This is a genomic window from Aliidiomarina shirensis (assembly GCF_003987345.1).
GTDB classification, from domain to species: domain Bacteria; phylum Pseudomonadota; class Gammaproteobacteria; order Enterobacterales; family Alteromonadaceae; genus Aliidiomarina; species Aliidiomarina shirensis.
Window position 1 is genome coordinate 290726 of the sequence record NZ_PIPP01000002.1, and the last position, 21413, is coordinate 312138.

16 protein-coding genes are annotated in these 21413 nt (G+C 48.1%); 7 read left to right on the forward strand and 9 right to left on the reverse strand.

What is annotated here, in order from left to right:
- Positions 1 to 19: 19 nt before the first annotated feature.
- Together CWE13_RS05400 and acs are read right to left on the reverse strand one after the other, a co-directional pair.
- Positions 20 to 685, reverse strand: a complete 666-nt coding sequence (locus CWE13_RS05400) for a response regulator (protein ID WP_126806609.1) — start codon at positions 683 to 685, stop codon at positions 20 to 22.
- Positions 686 to 725: 40 nt separating this feature from the next.
- Entirely contained in the window at positions 726 to 2669 is a 1944-nt protein-coding gene (gene acs / locus CWE13_RS05405) for an acetate--CoA ligase (RefSeq protein ID WP_126806611.1), read from the reverse strand.
- A gap of 187 nt (positions 2670 to 2856) precedes the next feature.
- On the opposite strand from acs, the gene CWE13_RS05410 reads away from it, so the two are divergent.
- The 3 genes from CWE13_RS05410 to CWE13_RS05420 all read left to right on the forward strand — a co-directional run bounded on the left by CWE13_RS05410 (position 2857) and on the right by CWE13_RS05420 (position 6126).
- Positions 2857 to 4011 (forward strand): DcaP family trimeric outer membrane transporter, encoded by a 1155-nt coding sequence (locus CWE13_RS05410; protein WP_126806612.1) that lies wholly within the window; start codon positions 2857 to 2859, stop codon positions 4009 to 4011.
- Positions 4012 to 4131: 120 nt separating this feature from the next.
- On the forward strand, positions 4132 to 4728 hold the full coding sequence (gene smrA / locus CWE13_RS05415; protein WP_126806614.1) for a DNA endonuclease SmrA: 597 nt from the start codon (positions 4132 to 4134) through the stop codon (positions 4726 to 4728).
- Positions 4729 to 4755: 27 nt separating this feature from the next.
- Complete coding sequence (locus tag CWE13_RS05420) at positions 4756 to 6126, forward strand: alkaline phosphatase (protein ID WP_126806616.1); 1371 nt, start codon at positions 4756 to 4758, stop codon at positions 6124 to 6126.
- A gap of 229 nt (positions 6127 to 6355) precedes the next feature.
- Here CWE13_RS05420 and purL read toward each other — a convergent pair whose 3' ends face one another.
- The gene (gene purL, locus CWE13_RS05425) at positions 6356 to 10291 is read right to left on the reverse strand and encodes a phosphoribosylformylglycinamidine synthase (protein WP_126806618.1); all 3936 of its coding nucleotides are present in this window, start codon (positions 10289 to 10291) and stop codon (positions 6356 to 6358) included.
- Positions 10292 to 10442: 151 nt separating this feature from the next.
- Between purL and mltF the strand changes: the two genes are divergently transcribed.
- A complete protein-coding gene (mltF, locus tag CWE13_RS05430) occupies positions 10443 to 11891 on the forward strand; it encodes a membrane-bound lytic murein transglycosylase MltF (RefSeq protein ID WP_126806620.1) in 1449 nt (482 codons plus the stop codon).
- Complete coding sequence (locus CWE13_RS05435; protein ID WP_126806622.1) at positions 11888 to 12070, forward strand: hypothetical protein; 183 nt, start codon at positions 11888 to 11890, stop codon at positions 12068 to 12070. The genes mltF and CWE13_RS05435 overlap by 4 nt, the downstream gene beginning before the upstream one ends.
- Here CWE13_RS05435 and tadA read toward each other — a convergent pair.
- Genes tadA through guaA form a run of 3 tightly spaced genes read right to left on the reverse strand, consistent with a single transcriptional unit; the run spans position 12060 to position 15617 of the window.
- A complete protein-coding gene (gene tadA / locus CWE13_RS05440) occupies positions 12060 to 12581 on the reverse strand; it encodes a tRNA adenosine(34) deaminase TadA (RefSeq protein WP_126806624.1) in 522 nt (173 codons plus the stop codon). The two genes, CWE13_RS05435 and tadA, sit on opposite strands and share 11 nt — an antisense overlap.
- A gap of 26 nt (positions 12582 to 12607) precedes the next feature.
- Positions 12608 to 14002, reverse strand: coding sequence for a Na+/H+ antiporter NhaC family protein (locus CWE13_RS05445; protein ID WP_126806626.1), 1395 nt, complete (start codon positions 14000 to 14002; stop codon positions 12608 to 12610).
- A gap of 37 nt (positions 14003 to 14039) precedes the next feature.
- Positions 14040 to 15617 (reverse strand): glutamine-hydrolyzing GMP synthase, encoded by a 1578-nt coding sequence (gene guaA, locus CWE13_RS05450; RefSeq protein WP_126806628.1) that lies wholly within the window; start codon positions 15615 to 15617, stop codon positions 14040 to 14042.
- Between the two features lie 319 nt (positions 15618 to 15936).
- Here guaA and CWE13_RS05455 point away from each other — a divergent pair, with 319 nt between their 5' ends.
- Positions 15937 to 16209 carry a hypothetical protein gene (locus tag CWE13_RS05455; RefSeq protein ID WP_126806630.1) on the forward strand — a complete coding sequence of 91 codons (273 nt, stop codon included), beginning with the start codon at positions 15937 to 15939 and terminating at the stop codon, positions 16207 to 16209.
- Positions 16210 to 16214: 5 nt separating this feature from the next.
- Here the strand turns inward: CWE13_RS05455 and guaB are convergent, their stop codons facing one another.
- Positions 16215 to 17681 carry an IMP dehydrogenase gene (gene guaB / locus CWE13_RS05460; RefSeq protein ID WP_126806632.1) on the reverse strand — a complete coding sequence of 489 codons (1467 nt, stop codon included), beginning with the start codon at positions 17679 to 17681 and terminating at the stop codon, positions 16215 to 16217.
- A gap of 276 nt (positions 17682 to 17957) precedes the next feature.
- On the opposite strand from guaB, the gene xseA reads away from it, so the two are divergent.
- Positions 17958 to 19319 (forward strand): exodeoxyribonuclease VII large subunit, encoded by a 1362-nt coding sequence (xseA, locus tag CWE13_RS05465; RefSeq protein WP_126806634.1) that lies wholly within the window; start codon positions 17958 to 17960, stop codon positions 19317 to 19319.
- Positions 19320 to 19729: 410 nt separating this feature from the next.
- Here xseA and CWE13_RS05470 read toward each other — a convergent pair whose 3' ends face one another.
- Together CWE13_RS05470 and CWE13_RS05475 are read right to left on the reverse strand one after the other, a co-directional pair.
- Positions 19730 to 20599, reverse strand: a complete 870-nt coding sequence (locus CWE13_RS05470; protein ID WP_126806636.1) for a mechanosensitive ion channel domain-containing protein — start codon at positions 20597 to 20599, stop codon at positions 19730 to 19732.
- Between the two features lie 34 nt (positions 20600 to 20633).
- Positions 20634 to 21380 carry a type II secretion system protein N gene (locus CWE13_RS05475; protein WP_126806638.1) on the reverse strand — a complete coding sequence of 249 codons (747 nt, stop codon included), beginning with the start codon at positions 21378 to 21380 and terminating at the stop codon, positions 20634 to 20636.
- Between the last annotated feature and the right edge of the window lie 33 nt (positions 21381 to 21413).

A 21413-nucleotide genomic window follows, 5' to 3' on the forward strand; every position in this document is an offset into this window, starting at 1 on the left:
AAGTTACATGGTGAAAAATTTAGATTAGCGGGTTGTTATCTTGTTCTGGCGGCGATAACTGTAAACGCTCAGCTAACAGCACTGCTTGCGTACGGCTGTATACATTCAACTTGCGAAAAATCGCTGTCATGTGTGCTTTCACCGTCGCCTCAGTGATACCTAACTGATACGCAATCTGTTTGTTCAGTAAACCTTCATGCACGTAGTACAACACGCGGTATTGCTGCGGCGTTAAATCAGCTACTTTTTCCGCAAGTTCTTTATCTTCTTGGCTTACATCACCAATTTGCTCCGCCATACCTTCTGGCAACCATTCATCACCATCTAGGATGCTAGCAATAGCGTTGGCGATATCTGCTGACGAAAGTGATTTGGGGATAAAACCAAGGGCGCCAAAGCCCATGCAGCGCCCAATAATTTGTGGATCTTCAGCACCAGAAATAACCGCCACCGGCAGCATCGGGTAATCTTTACGTATGCGAATTAAGCCATATAAATCACCGGCACCCGGCATATGCAAATCGAGCAGCAATAAATCTACTTCATCATCACTGTTTAGTGCTTCTAAAGTAGAATCAAGGCTATCGGCTTCACGAATGTTTAGATCGGAAAAATAATTCGCGAGCGCCCCTTGCAGGGCCTCGCGAAATAAAGGGTGATCGTCAGCGATTAGTAATCGGGTCATAGCACTTTTACCGGAAGCGCTATTTCATCGCTTCCTATCCTTAACGGTTTAATCGGTTCTCAATAAGTGAATCTACCACACTCGGATCCGCGAGCGTAGAGGTATCCCCTAAATTGCTGTAATCGTTACCCGCGATTTTTCGTAGTATCCGCCGCATGATTTTACCCGAGCGCGTTTTCGGCAAGCCCGGCGACCACTGAATGAAATCTGGGGTAGCAATTGGGCTGAGTTCTTTACGTACCCACTGCACCAAGGTTTTCTTCAGCTCGTCGTTTGCTTCCACACCATCAACAACAGTTACATAAACGTAGATCCCTTGCCCTTTCAAATCATGCGGATACCCCACTACTGCAGCTTCCGCAACTGATTCATGGGCTACTAACGCACTTTCAATCTCAGCCGTTCCCAAGCGGTGGCCAGAAACATTCAATACATCATCAACCCGGCCGGTAATCCAAAAATCACCATCTTCATCGCGGCGCGCACCATCACCAGTAAAATACACATTTTTGTATGTGCTAAAGTAGGTTTGCTCAAAACGATCGTGGTCGCCCCAAAGCGTGCGTGCCTGCCCCGGCCAAGAATCTTCAATGATCAAGTTGCCTTCGGTGGCACCTTCGAGTTCCTGCCCTTCGTTATCCACAAGCTTCGGCTTAATACCAAAGAATGGCAGCATTGCAGAGCCCGGTTTCATATCCGTTGCGGCTGGGAATGGCGCAATTAAAATGCCCCCGGTTTCAGTTTGCCACCAGGTATCCACAATCGGGCAATTGCTGTTTCCGATCGTTTTGTAATACCACTCCCACGCTTCTGGGTTAATCGGTTCTCCTACCGAGCCTAGAATTCGTAAGGTATTGCGTTTGCTTCCCTTGGCGGCAGCATCACCTTTTGCCATGAGTGCCCGAATAGCCGTGGGCGCTGTGTAAAGAATACTCACTTTATGCTTATCAACGACTTTGCCGATACGCGATACATCTGGGTAAGTAGGTACACCTTCAAACATTAAGGTTGTTGTGCCGTTAGCCATTGGACCATAAACGATATAACTATGGCCCGTAACCCAGCCCACATCCGCCGCGCACCAATAAATATCATCTTCCTTCAGATCGAACGTATATTCGTGTGTCATCGCCGCATACACAAGATAACCACCAGTAGTATGCACCACACCTTTCGGTTGGCCAGTCGAGCCCGAGGTATACAGAATAAACAACGGATCTTCCGCATTCATCACTTCAGCTGGGCAATCGGTATCACAATCACCAATTAGTTCGTGCCACCAAACATCGCGGCCCTGCTGCATATCATAAGCAACATCGGTGTGCTTCAAAATTACGACGTGTTCAACGCTTGGGCACGCGCCATTCGCTAGTGCCTCATCTACATTCGGCTTCAATGCAACGCCTTTGCCACCACGGCGGCCTTCATTAGACGTAATCACGACCTTGGCACCGCAATCGTTTACGCGATCAGCAATCGCGTTTGGCGAGAAACCCGCAAAAATCACCGAGTGAACCGCGCCTAAACGAGCGCAAGCCAGCATTGCATAAGCAGCTTCTGGCACCATCGGCATGTAAATAGCCACTCGATCGCCTTTTTTGACGCCAAGCTTTTTTAAACCGTTGGCAAACTTAGCAACCTGTTCATGTAATTCACGATAAGAAATTGATTTTTGCACATCAACTTCATCGCCTTCCCAAATGATAGCGGTTTTGTCCGCTCGCTCGGCCAAGTGGCGATCAACACAGTTGTAACACGCGTTTAATGTGCCATCCGCGTACCACTGAATATCAATGTTGCCTGGAGCAAAGCTCGTTTGTTTTACTTTGCTGTAAGGGCTAAACCAGGTAATGCGTTTGCCCTCTTTTGCCCAAAATGCTTCTGGGTTGTTTACTGATTCGTTGTATTTGCTCAAATAAGTTTCTGGATTCAGACGCGCATCTGCTTTTACTGCGTCAGGCATTGGGTACACGTGTGCTGACATTTAGCTTTCCTCCTGAATTTTTCTTGTCTGTATTTGTACTGATTTCGGGCTCTGAAACCTATTAGACCATAGTCTAGATTGACCAAAACTGCATATTGTCGAATGCTTACAGCACGATAAAAACGCATATAAATGCGCTACATGAAAATTAATCCATCTGTTGAATAATCACAACGAGGAACTCGATATGCAACGTTTAACCACGGCTTTACTGGCGAGCACTTTAGTTGCTGGCGGCTTAGCAAGCATGGCAAACGCATCTGCAGAAACCGAATATAGTTACGGCGGTTATATTAAATTAGATGCCATGATTAGCCGAACCGATAGTGGCTCATTACCGTCTGGTAGTATTGGCAGAGATTTTTATATTCCGGGGCTAACGCCAGTAGGGAATGGCGCAAGCAACACCTACACCGATTTTCATGCACGAGAAACACGCTTCTTCTTCCGTGCTGCACAAACACTAGAAAATGGTGAGAAGATTACCGGGTACGTGGAATTCGATTTTCTCGGTACACCAGGTGGCGATAAGCGAATTACCAACTCCTATTCACCGCGTGTGCGGCATGCATTTATTCAATACCGCAATTGGATGGTAGGTCAATATTGGAGTAACTTCCAAGACGTAACCATCATTCCAGAAGCGCCTGATTTCGTTGGCGCACCTGATGGCATCGTGTTTAACCGTCAACCGCAAGTTCGTTACACCATGGCAAACGGTTGGAGTTTTTCCGTTGAAGCCCCAGAAACCACAGTAACACCAAATATGGGCGGCACCGGACGGATTACTACCGGCGATACCGCAATGCCCGACCTTACAGCTCGTTACCAAACCAAAGTTAATAACGTACATTACAGTGTTGCGGGTATCGTTCGCCGCCTTGAGCTCCGCCAACATGGTGTAAACGACACGGTAAATGGCTACGGTATTAATCTTTCAACCAAAATTGATATCGGTGAACATGATATTCGCGCCGGCTTTGTTCATGGTGAAGGTATTGGCCGTTATGTAGGTATTAACTCAGTAAACGGGGCCGTGATCGATGATGTTCTAAACCTTGATACTTTAGGGTACACCGGCGTTACTTTCGCCTATCGTCATGTTTGGAGTGATAAGTACCGCACCAACTTCATATTCTCGCGCGGCATGTTTGATGACAAACGAGAATATACCGGTATCAACGCCAACGACCATACACAGCGTTTAGCCGCTAACTTAATGTACCAAGTTAATGAAAAGCTGGTAGTGGGCGCTGAAATTAGCCGTGCTAGCCGTGAACTGTTGAGCGGTGATGACGGCAACTTGGATCGTTTACAATTCAGCGTAACCTATTCGTTCTAAACACCATTCAGCGTGAGTGTTCAACCGGTGAACGCTTACGCTGTAGTTTTCTTAGTTGCCCCCCATTATTTTTGGTAAACTCTGACACTCAGTTATGTTTTCGAGTGTCGGAGGTTTTTTATGTCAAAGAACGACCAAGCCATTGACGACATCGACCTGTTTCGCGAATTGATGCAGGATGTAAAGCCCTTACCGCAAGAAGAAATTACGTCTGTTAACACCCCAAAGGCCTCAGCAGAGAGTTTAGAGGCACGCCGCCGAGCCGCTGAAGCGAAAATAGAAGATGATGCGGCTGCAGCATTAAGCGAAGAAGTTCGCGAGTGGGTAGCGCCAACCGATATTATCGGCTGGAAACATGATGGCGTTCAAGATGGTGTGTATCGCCAATTAAAGCGCGGAAATTACGAGCCACAAGCTGCGCTTAATTTACACAAGTTACGTGTTAGTGAAGCGCGCCGTGAAGTAGCTAGCTTCATTCAAGAGTGCTACCGCACCGGAGTGAGAACCGCATTAATAATTCACGGCCAAGGGCTGAAAAGCCAACCTCGGCCTGCACTACTAAAAAGCTTATGCTATCAATGGCTGCCAGAACTTGAACCTGTACTTGCTATCCACAGTGCCCAGAAGTTCCACGGCGGCTCAGGTGCGAGCTATGTCATAATACGGAAAAATTCAGCTGTTAAACTGGCAACTAAAGAACAAAACCGAAAACGCTAAATTTTGCTTTAACATAGGAATAAAATCATGTTGATACCGCCACGCAATCAAGTAAAGCGCACGCTAATTATCGGCGCAGCGATGCTTGGGCTAACCCTACCTATAGCTGCAACTGCTAACGAACCCGCAGCAGAAAAACCAAAGCAAATTATTTTAGTTATTGCAGATGGCATGGGCTTCCCATATTTATCAGCGTATCGCTATTTTAAAGATGGCCGTAACGCAACCATGGCAACCGATATTGAATCCACCATTTTTGATGATTACCTGCTTGGCGCCGCCAGTACTTACCCTGCCGATGATACCCTGGTTACCGATTCTGCCGCAGGCGCAACCGCATTGGCAACGGGCGTTAAAACCTATAACGGTGCTATCTCGGTAGACGCCGAAGGAAACCCAATTCCTACGATTATGCAACGCGCACGTACGCAAGGTTGGCAAACTGCCGCCATTGCGACTACGAAAGTAACCCACGCAACGCCGGCATCGTTTTTCACCCATGCTCCATCACGCCGCATGGAAGATGAAATCGCCGATCAATTTGCCGAAGTCGATGAAAATGGCCAACCAATATTCGATTTATTACTCGGCAGTGGCCGTAAACATTTTGTACGCGAAGACGCTGACGGGAATCGTGTAAGCCACCTACGCACACTTAATAACCGCGGTGTTCGTGTAATTGAAAGTTATGAACAATTACAAACCCAACAGCGTTTACCCCTCATCGGCTTGTTCTTTGATGATTCGTTTCCGTACGTTATCGACGACGAAAAGCGCCTAGAAATGATGACGCGCGAAGGCCTGCGTTTGTTAGGCAACAATGAGAAACCTTTCGTGCTCATGATTGAAGCATCAATGGTTGATTGGTGTGGACACGCAAACGATATCGCCTGTGCCATGCATGAAATGGCAGAGCTCGACGAGTTAATGATGTTTTTGCAAGAATACGCTGAAGGCCGTGATGATACTCAAATCATACTTACCGCCGATCACAGCACCGGTGGCTTAACCTTGGGCGCAGATGGCGATTACAAATTCCGCGCCGGCGATTTACACCGTATCGGCCGTGGCTTACGCACTATGGCGGTAGATTTAAATAATATGCCAGCTATTGATTGGGATGCGTACATTGATGAATACCTCCCATTTCCGCTATCAACCGATCACCAAACGGCATTAAGCGACGTAGCAGCAAGCACAAGCGAACGCCGCCGAGCCGAGATTCAAGAAATATTGGTTGATATCGTACGCTATCACACAGGCGCGGGCTGGACGACCGGTGGACACACCGGCGAAGATGTTCCTGTAATTGCTATTGGCCCATGGTCCGATAACTTCCGCGGAACCCAAGATCACACCGATATAGCCAAAAAACTCTTCGAGTGGGTGCAGAACTAAAGGGCTTCCACTGGTCCTGAAGTTAAGGGCTGAGTTCGCGGGGGATATATTTAAGCGGTTCTGGCTGGCGAATGAAGCTCCCGGCGAAAGCTGCTACTGAGAAGCTTGGAGAAAAGAGCGTTTGAGGAAGGATAAGTTCGAGCCCGGGTGTCTGCCGCATGGATGCGGCAGCCAAGCCTACACGGATGTATTTACGGCGTCCCGGGATTGAACTTATCGTTCCACAAACTCAGCTCTTTTCGATCGAGCCAAAATAGCGGCGGGCGTTGCGGAAGATGCGCAGCCAGGCGCCGTCTTCGCCCCACGATTCTGGATACCACGAGTTGCTGATGGCACGGAATACCCGTTCAGGGTGTGGCATCATGATAGCAACACGGCCATCGGCACTAGTTAAGCCCGTGATACCTTGTATTGAGCCGTTCGGATTTGCCGGATACGTTTCCGTTATTTCACCGTAGTTATCAACATAGCGTAAAGCAATTTGCTTGCCTTGCGCCAAACCCGCGAGCGCAGAATCCGCATTACTGCGGCTGAATTCAACCCGCCCTTCACCATGCGAAACCGCGATAGGCATACGTGAGCCCGCCATACCGCTAAACCATGGCGAATTGTTCTCTTGCACTTCCACCATCGCTACTCGCGCTTCGAAACGCTCCGAACGGTTGGTCACGAAATGCGGCCAATGCTCCGTACCTGGAATCAGTTCGTGTAAATTCGAAAGCATTTGGCAACCATTACATACGCCCAACGTAAGCGTATCTTCACGTGCAAAGAAGTTCGCAAATTGTTCGCGAGCATTTTCGTTGAACAAAACCGATTTCGCCCAACCTTCACCTGCACCCAAAACATCGCCGTAAGAAAATCCACCACAAACCGCCAGAGCTTGGAAATTATCTAACGTAACCCGACCACTGAGAATGTCACTCATGTGTACATCGATAGCCGTAAAGCCAGCGCGGTCAAAAGCAGCCGCCATTTCGTAATGCGAGTTCACGCCTTGCTCACGCAAAATAGCGATACGGGGTGAGTTACCTTTCAAAATGTACGGTGCCGCAATATCTTTCGCAGGATCAAAGCTCAACTGAGCATTTAAACCAGGGTTCGTTGTATCTTGCTTCGCAACAAACTCTTCATCAGCACAGGCCGGGTTATCACGCAAACGTTGTATTTGATGCGTTGTTTCAGCCCAAATCGCCCGCAACTGAGAACGCGGTGCTTGATAAATAAGAGCATCACCTTGCTGCACACGAACATGATCTTCACTACTTACTTGGCCGATATCCACACACATATCTGCGTATCCCGCGGCCTCGCACTGGGCTTGAATACGCTTAGCAACGTCATCACTCACCTGCAATACAGCACCAAGTTCTTCGCTGAATAATGCAGCTACCGGATCAACCCCTTCTGGAAGTTGCAGCTCTACCCCGCAATGCCCAGCAAATGCCATCTCCGCAGCGGTAACAAATACCCCGCCATCGGACCGGTCGTGGTAAGCCAATAGTTCATTATTCGCCACAAGCTCTTGCACTAATTCAAAGAAAAAGCGCAGATCGGCAGGTGCCTCTAAATCAGCAGGGATATCACCCAACTCACGGTATACCTGTGCCAACGCAGAACCACCAAGGCGGTTTTTGCCACGCCCTAAGTCAAGTAATAATAAGCGAGCATCATCGCGTTCGCTGCGCAGCATTGGCGTTACTGTTTTCCGCACATCAGTAACGCGGCCAAAAGCAGTAATCACTAATGAAAGCGGCGAAGTTACTGCTTTATCCTCACCATTTTCTTGCCAACGCGTTTGCATCGACATGGAATCTTTACCTACCGGAATGGTAATGCCAAGCTCTGGGCATAGCTCTTCACCAATCGCTTTCACCGCTTCATATAGGCCCGCATCCTCGCCCGGATGGCCAGCAGGCGCCATCCAATTCGCTGATAACTTAATGTGTTTGAAATCACCAATGGCGGTTCCGGCGATGTTTGTGATGGCTTCCGCAACCGCCAAACGCGCGGAAGCACCGTGATTCAATAATGCAACAGGTGTGCGTTCGCCCATCGACATCGCTTCACCCGCATAGCTATCGTAAGAAGCCGCGGTAACACCACAATCGGCTACCGGAATCTGCCATGGCCCAACCATTTGATCACGGGCTACCAAGCCAGTAACACTGCGATCACCGATGGTAATCAAAAAGGTTTTTTCAGCGATTGCCGGTAAACGTAATAAACGATTTACGGCGTCAGCTACATCAACGTTTTTCGTTGCTAACGCGGAATTCTGTACTTTCGTTGATATGGCCTCACGATGCATTTTTGGCGTTTTCCCAAGCAATACATTGAGCGGCATATCAACCGGATAGTTGTCAAAAATCTCGTCATACAAACGCAGTGTTTGCGCTTCAGTGGCTTCACCTACTACTGCGAATGGAGCACGCTCACGTTGGCAAATTTGTTCAAACACAGCTAACCGTTCTGGCGCTATCGCGATTACATAGCGTTCTTGTGATTCATTACTCCAAACCGCCATTGGCGACATACCCGGCTCATCGTTTGGAATCGCACGCAGCTTAAATTCACCACCGCGGCCACCATCGTTTACCAACTCTGGCAACGCATTTGATAAGCCACCGGCACCAACATCATGAATAAATACGATTGGGTTTTCATCACCAAGCTGCCAGCAGCGATCGATGACTTCTTGGCACCGGCGCTCCATTTCTGGGTTTTCTCGTTGTACCGAAGCGAAATCAAGTGCCTCGGAAGAATCACCCGATGCCATAGATGAAGCAGCACCACCACCTAGGCCGATATTCATCGCAGGGCCACCCAGTACCACCAATGGAGCTCCTACTGGAATATCATGCTTTTCAACGTGCTCTTCCCGGATATTACCCAAACCACCAGCAATCATGATCGGCTTATGATACCCGCGCACTTCCATGCCGTTAAAACTGTTTACTTTTTCTTCATAGGTGCGGAAATAACCTAAAATATTTGGACGCCCGAATTCGTTATTAAATGCTGCGCCACCAAGTGGCCCTTCAATCATGATATCGAGCGCACTCACGATGCGCTCTGGGCGGCCAAAATCTTCTTCCCAAGGCTGTTCAAATCCAGGAATGCGCAAGTTAGAAACCGAGAAACCCACCAAGCCCGCTTTTGGTTTAGCACCAATACCTGTGGCGCCTTCATCTCGAATTTCGCCACCTGAGCCTGTTGCTGCACCGGGATAAGGAGAAATAGCGGTAGGATGGTTATGGGTTTCTACCTTCATAAGAATATGGATAGGTTCGCCATGATAATGATATTCACCATTGCCAGCTTCTGGGAAGAAACGTCCCGCTTCTGAGCCGGTCATCACTGCGGCATTATCTTTGTAAGCCGAGAGCACGTACTCGGGCGTAACTTCATAAGTGCGTTTAATCATTTTAAATAATGATTTTTCTTGCTCCACGCCATCAATTGTCCAGGATGCGTTGAATATCTTATGCCGGCAATGCTCTGAGTTTGCTTGGGCAAACATATAAAGCTCAGCATCTACTGGGTTACGGCCGAGTTTCTCAAAATTTTCCGTAAGATAATCAATTTCATCGTCTGCAAGAGCTAAACCTAAACTCTGATTCGCACTGACGAGCGCTTCTCTGCCCATACCAAGAATATCTACCGTAGTAAATGGTGCCGGTGATTGCTCAGTAAAAAGTGCAGAAGCCTCAGTTAAGTCTGTAAATGTGCTCTCAGTCATGCGATCGTGCAGCAACGCACTAGCCGCTTTTATTTGTTCACTACTAAGCGAACCTTCGAGGTAATATGCGATACCGCGTTCAATTCGTTCTACTTTTTGTAAGCCACAATTGTGGGCGATATCAGTGGCCTTGGATGCCCACGGCGAGATAGTACCTACGCGAGGAGTTACTAAAATGAGATTGCCCGTTGGCGTGTGCGGTTCGCGTTGCGGGCCATACTGTAGAAGCTTTTCTAAAACCCGTTTTTCCGCTGGTGCTAATACTTCTGCAGCATCACTTTTCGAGCCGCGCTCTGGGCAATGTACGAAATGCACAAACTCAGCATACACCGAGGCAATCGGTAAGCCTGCACCATGAAGACGTTGAACGAGTTTTTCAGCACGAAAATCAGACAATGCAGGTGAACCACGAAGGATATCCACGGGTTGAGCTCCAGATTACTTTGAGGAATGAAGATGGGCTCATATTATAGAGAAAATGATGGGAAGTTGCGACATAAATGACAATGCAGAAATCACAATGTTCTGTTATAACTACGATTATGAAAATTACTCTGCAAAAGCGATGTGGGTTATGAACATACCAAGAATCGGCCGCGCCCTGCGCGCCCGTTCATTATGGCTGTTCGCCCTGCTCACAGTAAGTCTTTCCGGCTGTGGCAACGAACGCGTAGATCAGCACCAGTTAGAACACATTCAGGAACGCGGTGTTCTGCACGTGGGTACGATGATGAGCCCTGTGAATTATTACTTGGGTTCGGATAACCTCGAAACGGGTTTTGAATATGAACTCGCGTTAAATTTAGCACGTCAGCTCGGTGTTGAACTCGAGATGAGCACTAGTTACGAGCTGCGTGATTTATGGAGCAAACTGGAAAGCGGTGAAATTGATTTTGTAGCAGCAGGTATCGACGTTACCGAGCCCCGCTTAAATTGGCTTAAATTTACCCCTGCCTATCACAACATAGAGCAGAAGCTAGTATTTCGCCAAGGAGCACAAGATCGCCCTCGAGATTGGTCGGAAGTAACCGGCACCATTCGCGTTGTTGCTGGCAGTAGCCACGAAGAGCATTTAATTGAGCTTAGTAAAACCTACCCACACCTAGAGTGGACAAGCACGCATTTATACGATGCTGACGAATTACTTGAACACGTTATTCAGGAGAAAATCGATTACACAATCGTTGATTCCCATCATTTGGACATAAAACGCCGGGCGTTCCCAAATTTAAGCGTGGCATTCACCACGAAAAGCACAGTACCTATTGCATGGGCTTTTCGCGGTGGCCACGATGATTCGCTATACGCGGCGGCGGTTGAATACATTGGGAGCCAACACGAAAGCGGTGAAATAGCACAACTTATTGACCGGTATTTCGGCCATGTTTCTGATTTCAATTTTGTTGATACGCGCGCTTTTATTGCCGCTACGGAAAATGTACTGCCCGATTACCTGAGTTTGTTTAAGGAGTATTCCGGAGAGCTTGATTGGCGGTTATTAGCCGCCGTAAGCTATCAAGAATCTCATTGGGATCCGTGGGCGCGTTCAGTTACCGGCGTGCGTGGTTTAATGATGCTTACGCTGCCTACTGCACAGGATATGGGGGTTAATAGTCGGCTAGATCCGGAGCAAGCTATTCGCGGTGGCGCAGAATATTTACGGCGTTTGCATCAGCGTTTGCCCGATAGAATCACGGAACCTGATCGCACATGGATGGCATTAGCCGCGTATAATGTGGGCTTAGGCCACCTCGAAGATGCCCGTATTATTACGCAGCGCCAAGGTGGTAACCCTGATTATTGGATTGACGTTCGCGAGCGGCTACCATTACTCCGGCAAAAACAATTTTATCGCACAACACGATTCGGTTTCGCACGTGGAGAAGAACCGGTAAATTATGTAGAGAATATCCGCCGTTACTTTGATACGCTAGTATGGCTTGATGAGCAAGGGCGTTTGCCAGCTTCTGAGTTAGAGTATTCAAGCGTTACCCAAACTGCGAATAGGGCAGACGAGCAATGAAATTAAAATCAAGATTTATAAAAAATGAACGCCGCCGTCAGTTATGGAAGCGCCATAGCCGAAACATCGTTGATCGCCGCAACAAATGGTTTTATTTAACGGAAACCGCTTTGCGCCCAGTAACATCGCCAAACGCACCAGACCCTGAGTATCTCGATTTTCAGGCGTTTAAAGATTAGGCCGAAGGCGCTTTTTTAACGCTTTTTTGCGTTCACGTTGCGCGCTAAAAAAACCGGATAGCTGTGCTGCACAATCTTCTTGTAGCACACCACTGGTTATCGCAACTTTATGATTTAATTCAGGGTGCTGGAGCAAGTTCATTAAACTGCCAGCAGCGCCGGTTTTCAGATCAGGTGTACCGTACACCAACCGGCCAATTCTGCTATGTACCAACAAGCCAGCACACATTGGGCAAGGCTCCAAGGTGACATATAGGGTGCTTTCGAGAAGGCGATAGTTGCCAATCTCAGCGGCGCCTTGGCGAATGGCTTCAAATTCCGCATGCAATGAAGGATCACAACTTCCAATTACACGATTACGGCCGACACCAATTATCGCTCCCCGATACACCAAAACAGCACCTACAGGCACTTCGCCATCCGCTTCTGCTTGCGCTGCTAACGCAATCGCCTTGCGCATATAGCCAATGTCTTCTTGGTATTGTTCCGAGTGTTGAGCTGAATCGTTCATACAGAATTTATCATCATCTTGAGTACTTATCCGGCTACAACCAAGCCGGCAACCAAATAACAGCCGGTTGCTAAACTAGCCGCTAACAGCGCATAAGGTAATTGTGTGCGCACGTGGTCGATATGCTCCGAACCGGAAGCCAACGAAGCAATAATAGTGGTATCGCTGATCGGCGATGAATGATCACCAAAAATACCGCCTGCAAGCGCAGCACCAACAAATAGCGCGACCGGAAGATCAAGGCCTAGGGCCAGAGGAATAGCAAGCGGAAGCATAATCGCGAACGTACCCCAGCTTGAACCAATAGCAAAGGCCGTAAGCGCAGAAAGTAAGAAAATCAGTGCCGGTAATAACCAACTTGGTAAGCTAGCGTTCAAAATACCCGCCAAATATTCCCCGGAGCCTAAGGTTCTGGTGGCATCGCCAAGTGCAATAGCCACCCAGAGAATAATCGCCAACGGTAAAATTTTCCAAGCGCCCCGCAAAATCGAACTCATGATTAGCTTTGCCGATGCACCTAAGCTCAACACTGTACCGATAATCGCGATGATTAACGCCACCACAATTGCAGTAAATACACTCAGCATCCCATCGCCTGCAACAATTCGGCCCTCGCCGGTAAACCAAAGCATTACCGGAACCATGAGTACCATGGTTACCAAGCTAATGATAACGGTATAGAGCGCACCTCTATTAACCTCTTGATTCGGTTCAACCGCCTCAGGCTTATTTTGCAAATTCAATTTGGCTTGCTGTTCAAAGGCCTTCATAGGTCCAAACGCCCAACCTGTCCAGGCAACGAAGAGCGCCAGAAAGAGCGCAATGATGGCATAGAAATTCAACCCAATCGACGCTACAAAAGTGCTGATGGGCTCGTTAATTCCTTGATTACCGATTAAACCAATATTGAAAGCGCCCCAAGCGTTTAAGGGAATTAAAATACAGATAGGGGCACAGGTAGAATCGATCAAGTAAGCCAGCTTTTGCCTTGAGATACCGAGTTGATCATATACAGGCCGCGAAGTGGTACCCGACGTCATAATTGACACATTTGATTCGATAAATACCAAAACACCCAAAATCCAAGTAAACATGCGTGCGCGACGTTTATTCGGAACCAACTGTTTTTGCTTTAACGCGGCTACAAAATGAGTAAAGGTACCTCCACGCTCAAGCACACCGAAAAGCGCACCAATCGCGAGGGTAAAGCCCCAAATAAGTTGGTTCGAGGGATCAATAAGAACTTCGCCAAGGCTACTGACACCGGAAATTACCCCAGTGCCAACGCTTGGCATAAATAGAAGAACATGGGCAAGCAGAACACCACCCACCAAGGCCAGAATAACTCGGCGTGTAAGAATTGCAAAAACAATCGCTAACAGCGAAGGAAGTAAACTTAACCAACCGAGATCTGTATTCATTGTGCGGCGTCCTTTATTATTATTTTAACGAACCGCGTTATTCCCATTCAATGGTAGCTGGCGGCTTACCTGATACATCGTATACCACTCGCGAAATACCATCAATTTCATTAATAATGCGGTTCGATACGCGACCAAGTAATTCATAGGGTAAGTGTGCCCAATGCGCGGTCATGAAATCAATGGTTTCAACTGCCCGCAGCGAAATAACCCAATCATACTTGCGCGCATCGCCCATTACACCAACAGAACGCACCGGCAGGAATACCGCAAATGCTTGGCTTACTTTATGATAAAGCTCAGCTTTGTGCAGCTCTTCAATGAAAATGGCATCGGCACGGCGAAGTAAATCACAATACTCTTTTTTCACTTCACCCAAAACGCGAACCCCTAAGCCTGGGCCAGGAAATGGATGGCGGAACAACATATCGTAAGGTAAACCAAGCTCTAAACCGATTTTACGCACTTCATCTTTAAACAACTCACGTAATGGCTCAACCAACTTCATACGCATTTCTGGTGGTAAACCACCCACGTTGTGATGCGATTTAATCACATGCGCCTTACCCGTTTTAGAACCCGCAGATTCAATAACATCAGGATAAATGGTGCCTTGCGCCAGCCAATCAACATCCGTTAGTTCGTGGGCTTTTTCATCAAATACTTCAATGAATGAACGACCAATCGCTTTCCGCTTTGCTTCTGGCTCATCAACACCCGCTAACGCATCAAGGAAACGATCTTCGGCATCAACACGAATAATATTCAAGCCGAAATGATCACCGAACATTTCCATAACTTGGTCAGCTTCGTTTAAACGCAGTAAGCCATTATCCACAAATACGCAGGTAAGCTGATCGCCAATCGCCCGGTGCAACAACATGGCTGTAACCGATGAATCAACGCCACCAGATAAGCCAAGCATTACTTTCTCAGTACCCACTTGCTCGCGAATACGAGTAATCGCATCTTCAATAATCGCGCCCGGCGTCCACAGCTTTTCACACTTACAGATATCCAGCACAAAATGCTCAAGCATGCGCTGACCTTGGCGCGTATGGGTTACTTCAGGGTGAAATTGAACACCGTAGAATTGCTTCTCTTCATGAACCATAGCCGCATATGGACAAGTGTCGGTGCGCGCAACCGTTTTAAAACCTTCTGGAATCGCACTTACCTTATCACCGTGGCTCATCCACACGTCCAATAAAGGCAAACCATCCGCGCTCACGCCATCTTCGATATTGGCAAACAATTTGCAATCGGCAATCTGCTCAACGCGGGCATAGCCAAATTCACGCAAATTAGAACCTTGCACGGCGCCACCAAGTTGCGCCGCCATGGTTTGCATCCCATAACAAACACCAAAAACTGGCACACCAGCTTCGAAAACATACTCAGGTGCACGCGGTGAATTGGCCTCTGGCACGCTCTCGGGCCCACCCGAAAGAATGATACCATCGGGCTTAAAGCCTTTAATATCTTCCGCATCCACATCCCAAGCCCAAAGCTCGCAATACACGCCAATTTCACGAATTCGGCGCGCAATAAGCTGTGTATACTGCGATCCAAAATCAAGTATCAAAATTCGGTGCTGGTGAATATCGTGTGTCATGAGGTTCCCAATATCTAATTAATAAAATTTGCTTCGTGGCGAGTTACAGGCCTAGATTCGCTTCCGCGGTGGAGCTTGCTACCTTACAGAACCGCTCAAGTACATCCATGTAGCGCTATGATCCGCGCCATCCTTGGCGCGGACATTTCTGTAAGGCAGCAAGCCCCACAGCTCGCGCAAATCTTGACCTATAACTCACCAACCAAACTAATGCTAAGCATAAAGTGGAATAAAATCTCACGGAGCTTTATTGCACTCGTTGCCTTTTGAAACAGCGAGGCGAAGTTGCGCGAGCGCGAGACGTAGGTGCCTGCGGGAAATGTCCACGCCATGGATGGCGTGGATCATAGCGCCACATGGACGTGCTCGAGCGATTCTCGCTGGCACCTACGGCTCACGTGGAAGCAACCTTGCCTCGTTGCCTTTGAAAGCGGCGGTACTGGGTAGCGCGAGCGTCTACGTTGGGTTCCGCTGGGAAATGTCCACGCCATGGATGGCGTGGATCATAGCGCCACATGGACGTGCTCGAGCGGTTCCCGGTGGTACCCAACGCAGATGCGGAAGCTATCCAGTGCCGCAGCTTTCAACATAGGCAACTTAGCCCATGCGGTAGTTTGGTGCTTCTTTGGTTATTTGTACGTCGTGCACGTGCGATTCGCCCATGCCCGCTGATGTTACTTTTATAAATTGTGGTTTGGTGCGTAACGTTTCGATATCTGCCGAGCCCGTGAGCCCCATCGCAGAGCGTAAACCACCCATTTGCTGATGAATAATATTCGCAATTGGGCCTTTATACGCTACGCGTCCTTCAATACCTTCAGGAACTAACTTCTCAACCTGATTAGAAGATTGAAAATAACGATCGGAAGAACCGTGGCTCTGATTCATGGCGCCTAAAGAGCCCATACCGCGATACGATTTGTAGTAACGGCCTTGGTAAAGCTCAACTTCGCCCGGAGATTCCTCGGTACCCGCTAGCATACTCCCTACCATTACACAGCTCGCGCCAGCAACTAATGCTTTTGCGATATCGCCAGAGAAACGAATACCGCCATCTGCAATTACTGGAATATCACGGCCTTCAAGGCCCGCAACTGCATTTGAAATCGCGGTTATCTGCGGTACACCGCAGCCGGTTACGATACGTGTGGTGCAAATTGAGCCTGGGCCAATGCCCACTTTCACAGCGTCCACACCCGCATCCGCAAGCGCTTGCGCGCCTTCAGCTGTGGCCACGTTGCCACCGATAATATTTAAATCTGGATACTCTTTACGAGTTGCTCGTACCCGCTCAAGAACACCTTCAGAGTGACCGTGCGAAGTATCGATAAGCACAACATCGACACCGGCATCAACTAACGCAGCAATACGTTCTTCTGTACCAGCACCAACACCTACAGCAGCACCAACGCGCAAGCGGCCTTGCTCATCTTTACAGGCATTTGGCTTATTAGCAGCTTTTTCGAAATCTTTGAGGGTAATCATCCCGCGCAATTCATGGGCATCATTAACCACCAAAATTTTCTCAATCCGATGTTTATGCATCAAATTCAGAATATCTTTGCTTTTGGTGTTTTCTTTTACGGTAATCAGGCGATCTTCTGGGGTCATTACATCGGCAACGGTTTTGTTATTTGCTTCTTCAAAACGCGTATCACGGCCGGTAACGATGCCTACCAAACGATTGTTATCAACCACTGGGAAACCTTGAAAGCCATGCTCTGCAGCAAGTGCTTTTACTTGTTTAATGGTGGTTTTTGAACTAACGGTTACGGGATCTGAAACAATACCACTTTCGTATTTTTTCACTTTGCGTACGTGAGCAGCTTGTTCGCTAATGCTCATGTTTTTGTGAATAAAACCGATACCGCCTTCTTGGGCGAGTGCGATGGCAAGATCAGCTTCCGTTACTGTATCCATGGCCGCAGAGACCATTGGGATATTAAGCGAAATTGAACGAGTTAAACGGGTGTTCAGATCGGCTGTATGCGGCAACACAGTTGAGTGCGCAGGCAGTAATAGAACGTCATCAAAGGTTAGAGCTTCTTGAGCTAATCGTAGCATGGCAACATCTCTCGCTAGAGGTGAATGACTGGATCAATGTTGCGGCGGTATTTTACTCACTATGCGGGCTTCAGTAAACTAAAATATTCATTTACGTTTGTTTAATTACCATCCGCTTAGCTTGATTTCCGCATAAGTTAAGCGATATCAACAACAAATTCTGCATTCCATTCTCTCTTTATTCCGCTATCATGGTTGCAATTACTCAATGATCACTGGCGCCTCTGGTTAACTTCACGGAGCGTTGGGTAAAGTGCGAACAAAAAGGTGTAGTTCATGCAACCAAGCGAACAGAACAGCGGCAACCAACGGCAGATTTTTACGGTGGCACGCCTGAACAGTGAAGTACGCCGGCTTTTGGAATCACAATGGGGTTCGGTTTGGTTACTTGGTGAGATTTCAAATTTCTCCGCGCCCGGCTCCGGGCACTGGTATTTCAGTTTAAAAGATAAAGATGCACAAATTCGCGCGGCCATGTTTCGTGGTAACAATACTCGAGTAAAACTTCGGCCGGCCAACGGCATGCAAGTGTTAGTGCGTGGCCGTTTAAGTTTGTATGAACCTAGAGGTGATTACCAGCTTATCATTGATCAGCTTGAGCCCGCCGGTGAAGGGCTGTTACAACAGCAATACGAAGCCTTAAAGCGGCAGTTAAACGCCGAAGGATTATTTTCTGCCGAGAACAAACTGCCCCTGCCCAGCCCTATCCGCACGTTGGGAATTATTACTTCGCCCACTGGCGCTGCTATTCGTGATGTATTAAGTGTCCTCAAGCGCCGAGATCCGGATCTGAACGTGATTATTTACCCAACACAGGTACAAGGTGCCACGGCTGCTGGGCAAATCCGCCAAGCGTTAGCTACTGCACTAGCGCGCAACGAAGTCGATGCACTATTACTAACGCGTGGTGGCGGTTCATTAGAGGATATGTGGTGTTTCAATGATGAGGCATTAGCTCGCGACATCGCCGCAGCGAGTATTCCAACCATTAGTGCGGTTGGCCACGAAGTTGATTTTTGTATTGCTGATTTTGTCGCCGATGTTCGCGCAGCAACGCCTTCGGCGGCTGCTGAATTAGTGAGCCAAGACCGCAGTGAGTACTTACGTTTACTAACGCAAATGAAGTTACGATTACAGCGCAGCTGGCAACAGTATAGACAACAACAGGCATTGCATTTACAGCATATTCAGCGCCGCTTAGTGCCATTAAATCCGCAACAACGCTTACAAACCAAGGCCCAACAACTTGATGAGTTCAACGCTCGTTTGCAACGCTCTCTGCGCCGAAACTTGCAGAGTTCTGAGCAACAGCAAGCACAGTTGCAACAGCGTTTGCTACGAGTAAGCCCCGCGTTTCGTATTGAAAAAGAAAGCTTACTACGTGCCCAATTACAGCAACGTTCAATCAAAGCTATTACGTTGCACTTGAACCGTGCCAACACGCGCATGCAATCAAATCAGCAAGCACTAGGCCTGGTCAGCCCACTACAAACTCTAGAACGCGGCTACACCATAAGCTTCGATGAAGCTGGCAACATTGTTCGTAGTGCCGAACACTTTAAAACCGGCGATCAAATGCACACCCGCTTCGCCAACGGCGAAATCCTCAGCCGCATCGAATCCATTAAACCCCGGTAGACTGGCTTGTGGCCATAACAGCTTCATTGCGCTATAAGCACTCCCCTGTCAGAGACGCCGTAAACCCATCCCTGGGGGCTTGGCTGCCGCATCCATGCGGCAGACACTCTGACAGGGGAATGCTTACATCACAAATGCTGTTACGGCCACAAGCCTCTGGATATTTCAGCTAAGTTGCTTCGAGTTGTGTTTCGGGGTGGGAGATGTGCGTTGGCGGGGGATGACTAAACGCGGTTTGGGTAGGCTAATTGCTGATATCGGGTGTCTGCCGCAGGGATGCGGCAGACAAGCCCCAAGGATGGGTTTACGGCGTCCCGATATTAGCGATTAGCCTGCCCGAACTTTAAGCGTTTAGGCGTCCCTGAAAACCATAACCGGCCCCTCAATAAAGCCTCAGCTACAAGGCTCGATTACTTCTGTTCGAGTTTCTCGGGGTTAACTATGCGGAGTTCGCTTACTTCGCCTTCTGGGTGGTGTAAGTGTACATCCATTTGTGGGTAAGGAATGCCAATGCCATTTGCATCTAGGGCGTTCTTTATGCGTTCCATGCTATCCCAATACATTGGCCAGTAATCTTCGCTCTTAACCCATGGGCGAACGATGAAATCTACCGAGGAATCGTTCAGCGCGGTAACCGAAACGCGTGGTGCAGGATCTGTTAACATGCGCTCATCCGAGCTAATAACTTCCATCAATACTTCTTTGGTTTTCTTTAAATCAGCATTGTAAGAAACACCAATTACCATATCGACACGGCGAATCGGCTCCTGCGAGAAGTTGGTAATTTCATTCCCGGTAATCCGTGAGTTAGGCACCATCACGATCTTGTTGTCCGGCGTTTTAAGAATGGTAATGAACAGCTCAATACGTTCTACAGTACCCGCGATACCGCCTGCATCAACATAATCGCCTGATTTGAAAGGGCGATAGATCATGATTAGAACGCCCGAGGCAAAGTTTGAAAGCGAACCTTGCAGAGCTAAACCTACGGCTAAACCGGCAGCACCCAAGATGGCAATAAACGACGTGGTTTGCACGCCTACATGCGAAAGCGCCATTAACAGTGAAGCAATGATGATAATGGTGCGGATGATGCCTGCCATAAAGGAAACTACGGCGTTATCAATTTTGCTTTTATGTAAACGCTTTTTCATGCCGCTGGTAAGTATGCGTGATATCACGAAACCACCAATAACAATGGCCAGTGCTACTATAAATTTACCCGCAAACAATAAAATTGCTTCTTGGTTTTCAGCGAGCCAGTTCAGAGCTTGGTCCATATTTAAATCCTTCTCGATTAAAAAATTTCAAATATTATAGCCGGAAATTAAAATATCTTCGACCTTGGCTATCAGCCTGCCCAAGCCATTGCAGTAGATCCCGTATTCCCTGCGGTGCTCCGTCTCTTGGCGCAATGCCAATGCGTAGATCGATTCCCGTAGGTGCTACGTTGCCATTTACACTTAACCCGAGCAGGTTATCTTCCGGCATTGCTATTGCTATACGGCCTTCACTACATCCTAGATTAGTTTCGTAATCACCAAGGTTTTCCCAACGGGCGCCAAATTGAGCTTGTACTTGAACCGCTATCACTTGCCCTACGAGTGCATTACACACAGGGCTACCCAATTCGAAATCGGAAATGCGCATACTTACGCCGCCTTGTAGTGGAATTGGCGAAGAAACAGGGCTCAATACCAGTATATTTTCTAAATCCGCCCCAAAACTCGCGTCGCGTACCTTGATTGCATTTGCACTCGCTTGAACTTGGGCTTGGCCTTGCAAAATATTATTGGGATGACGGGGAATATCAATATCGGCGGTTGCGCGTAAGCGCACTAAATCAGCGGCTTTCAAACGCCAGCCTACATCGTGGAAAGATAGACCTTGGCTTTCTACCCGTTCAATCGAACCACGCCAAATGGTGCCGTCAACTCGGCCGATAGTTACATTGTCTGGAATCGGGGCAAAACCTATAGCTACTTTAGCCGGAAACAGTACGATAAGGCCAATCACATACACCAAAACGATGAGGCTAATCAGCTGCCAGTTTTTTATCATGGAGCTACTCCAGTTATATTGAATGTAGAACTC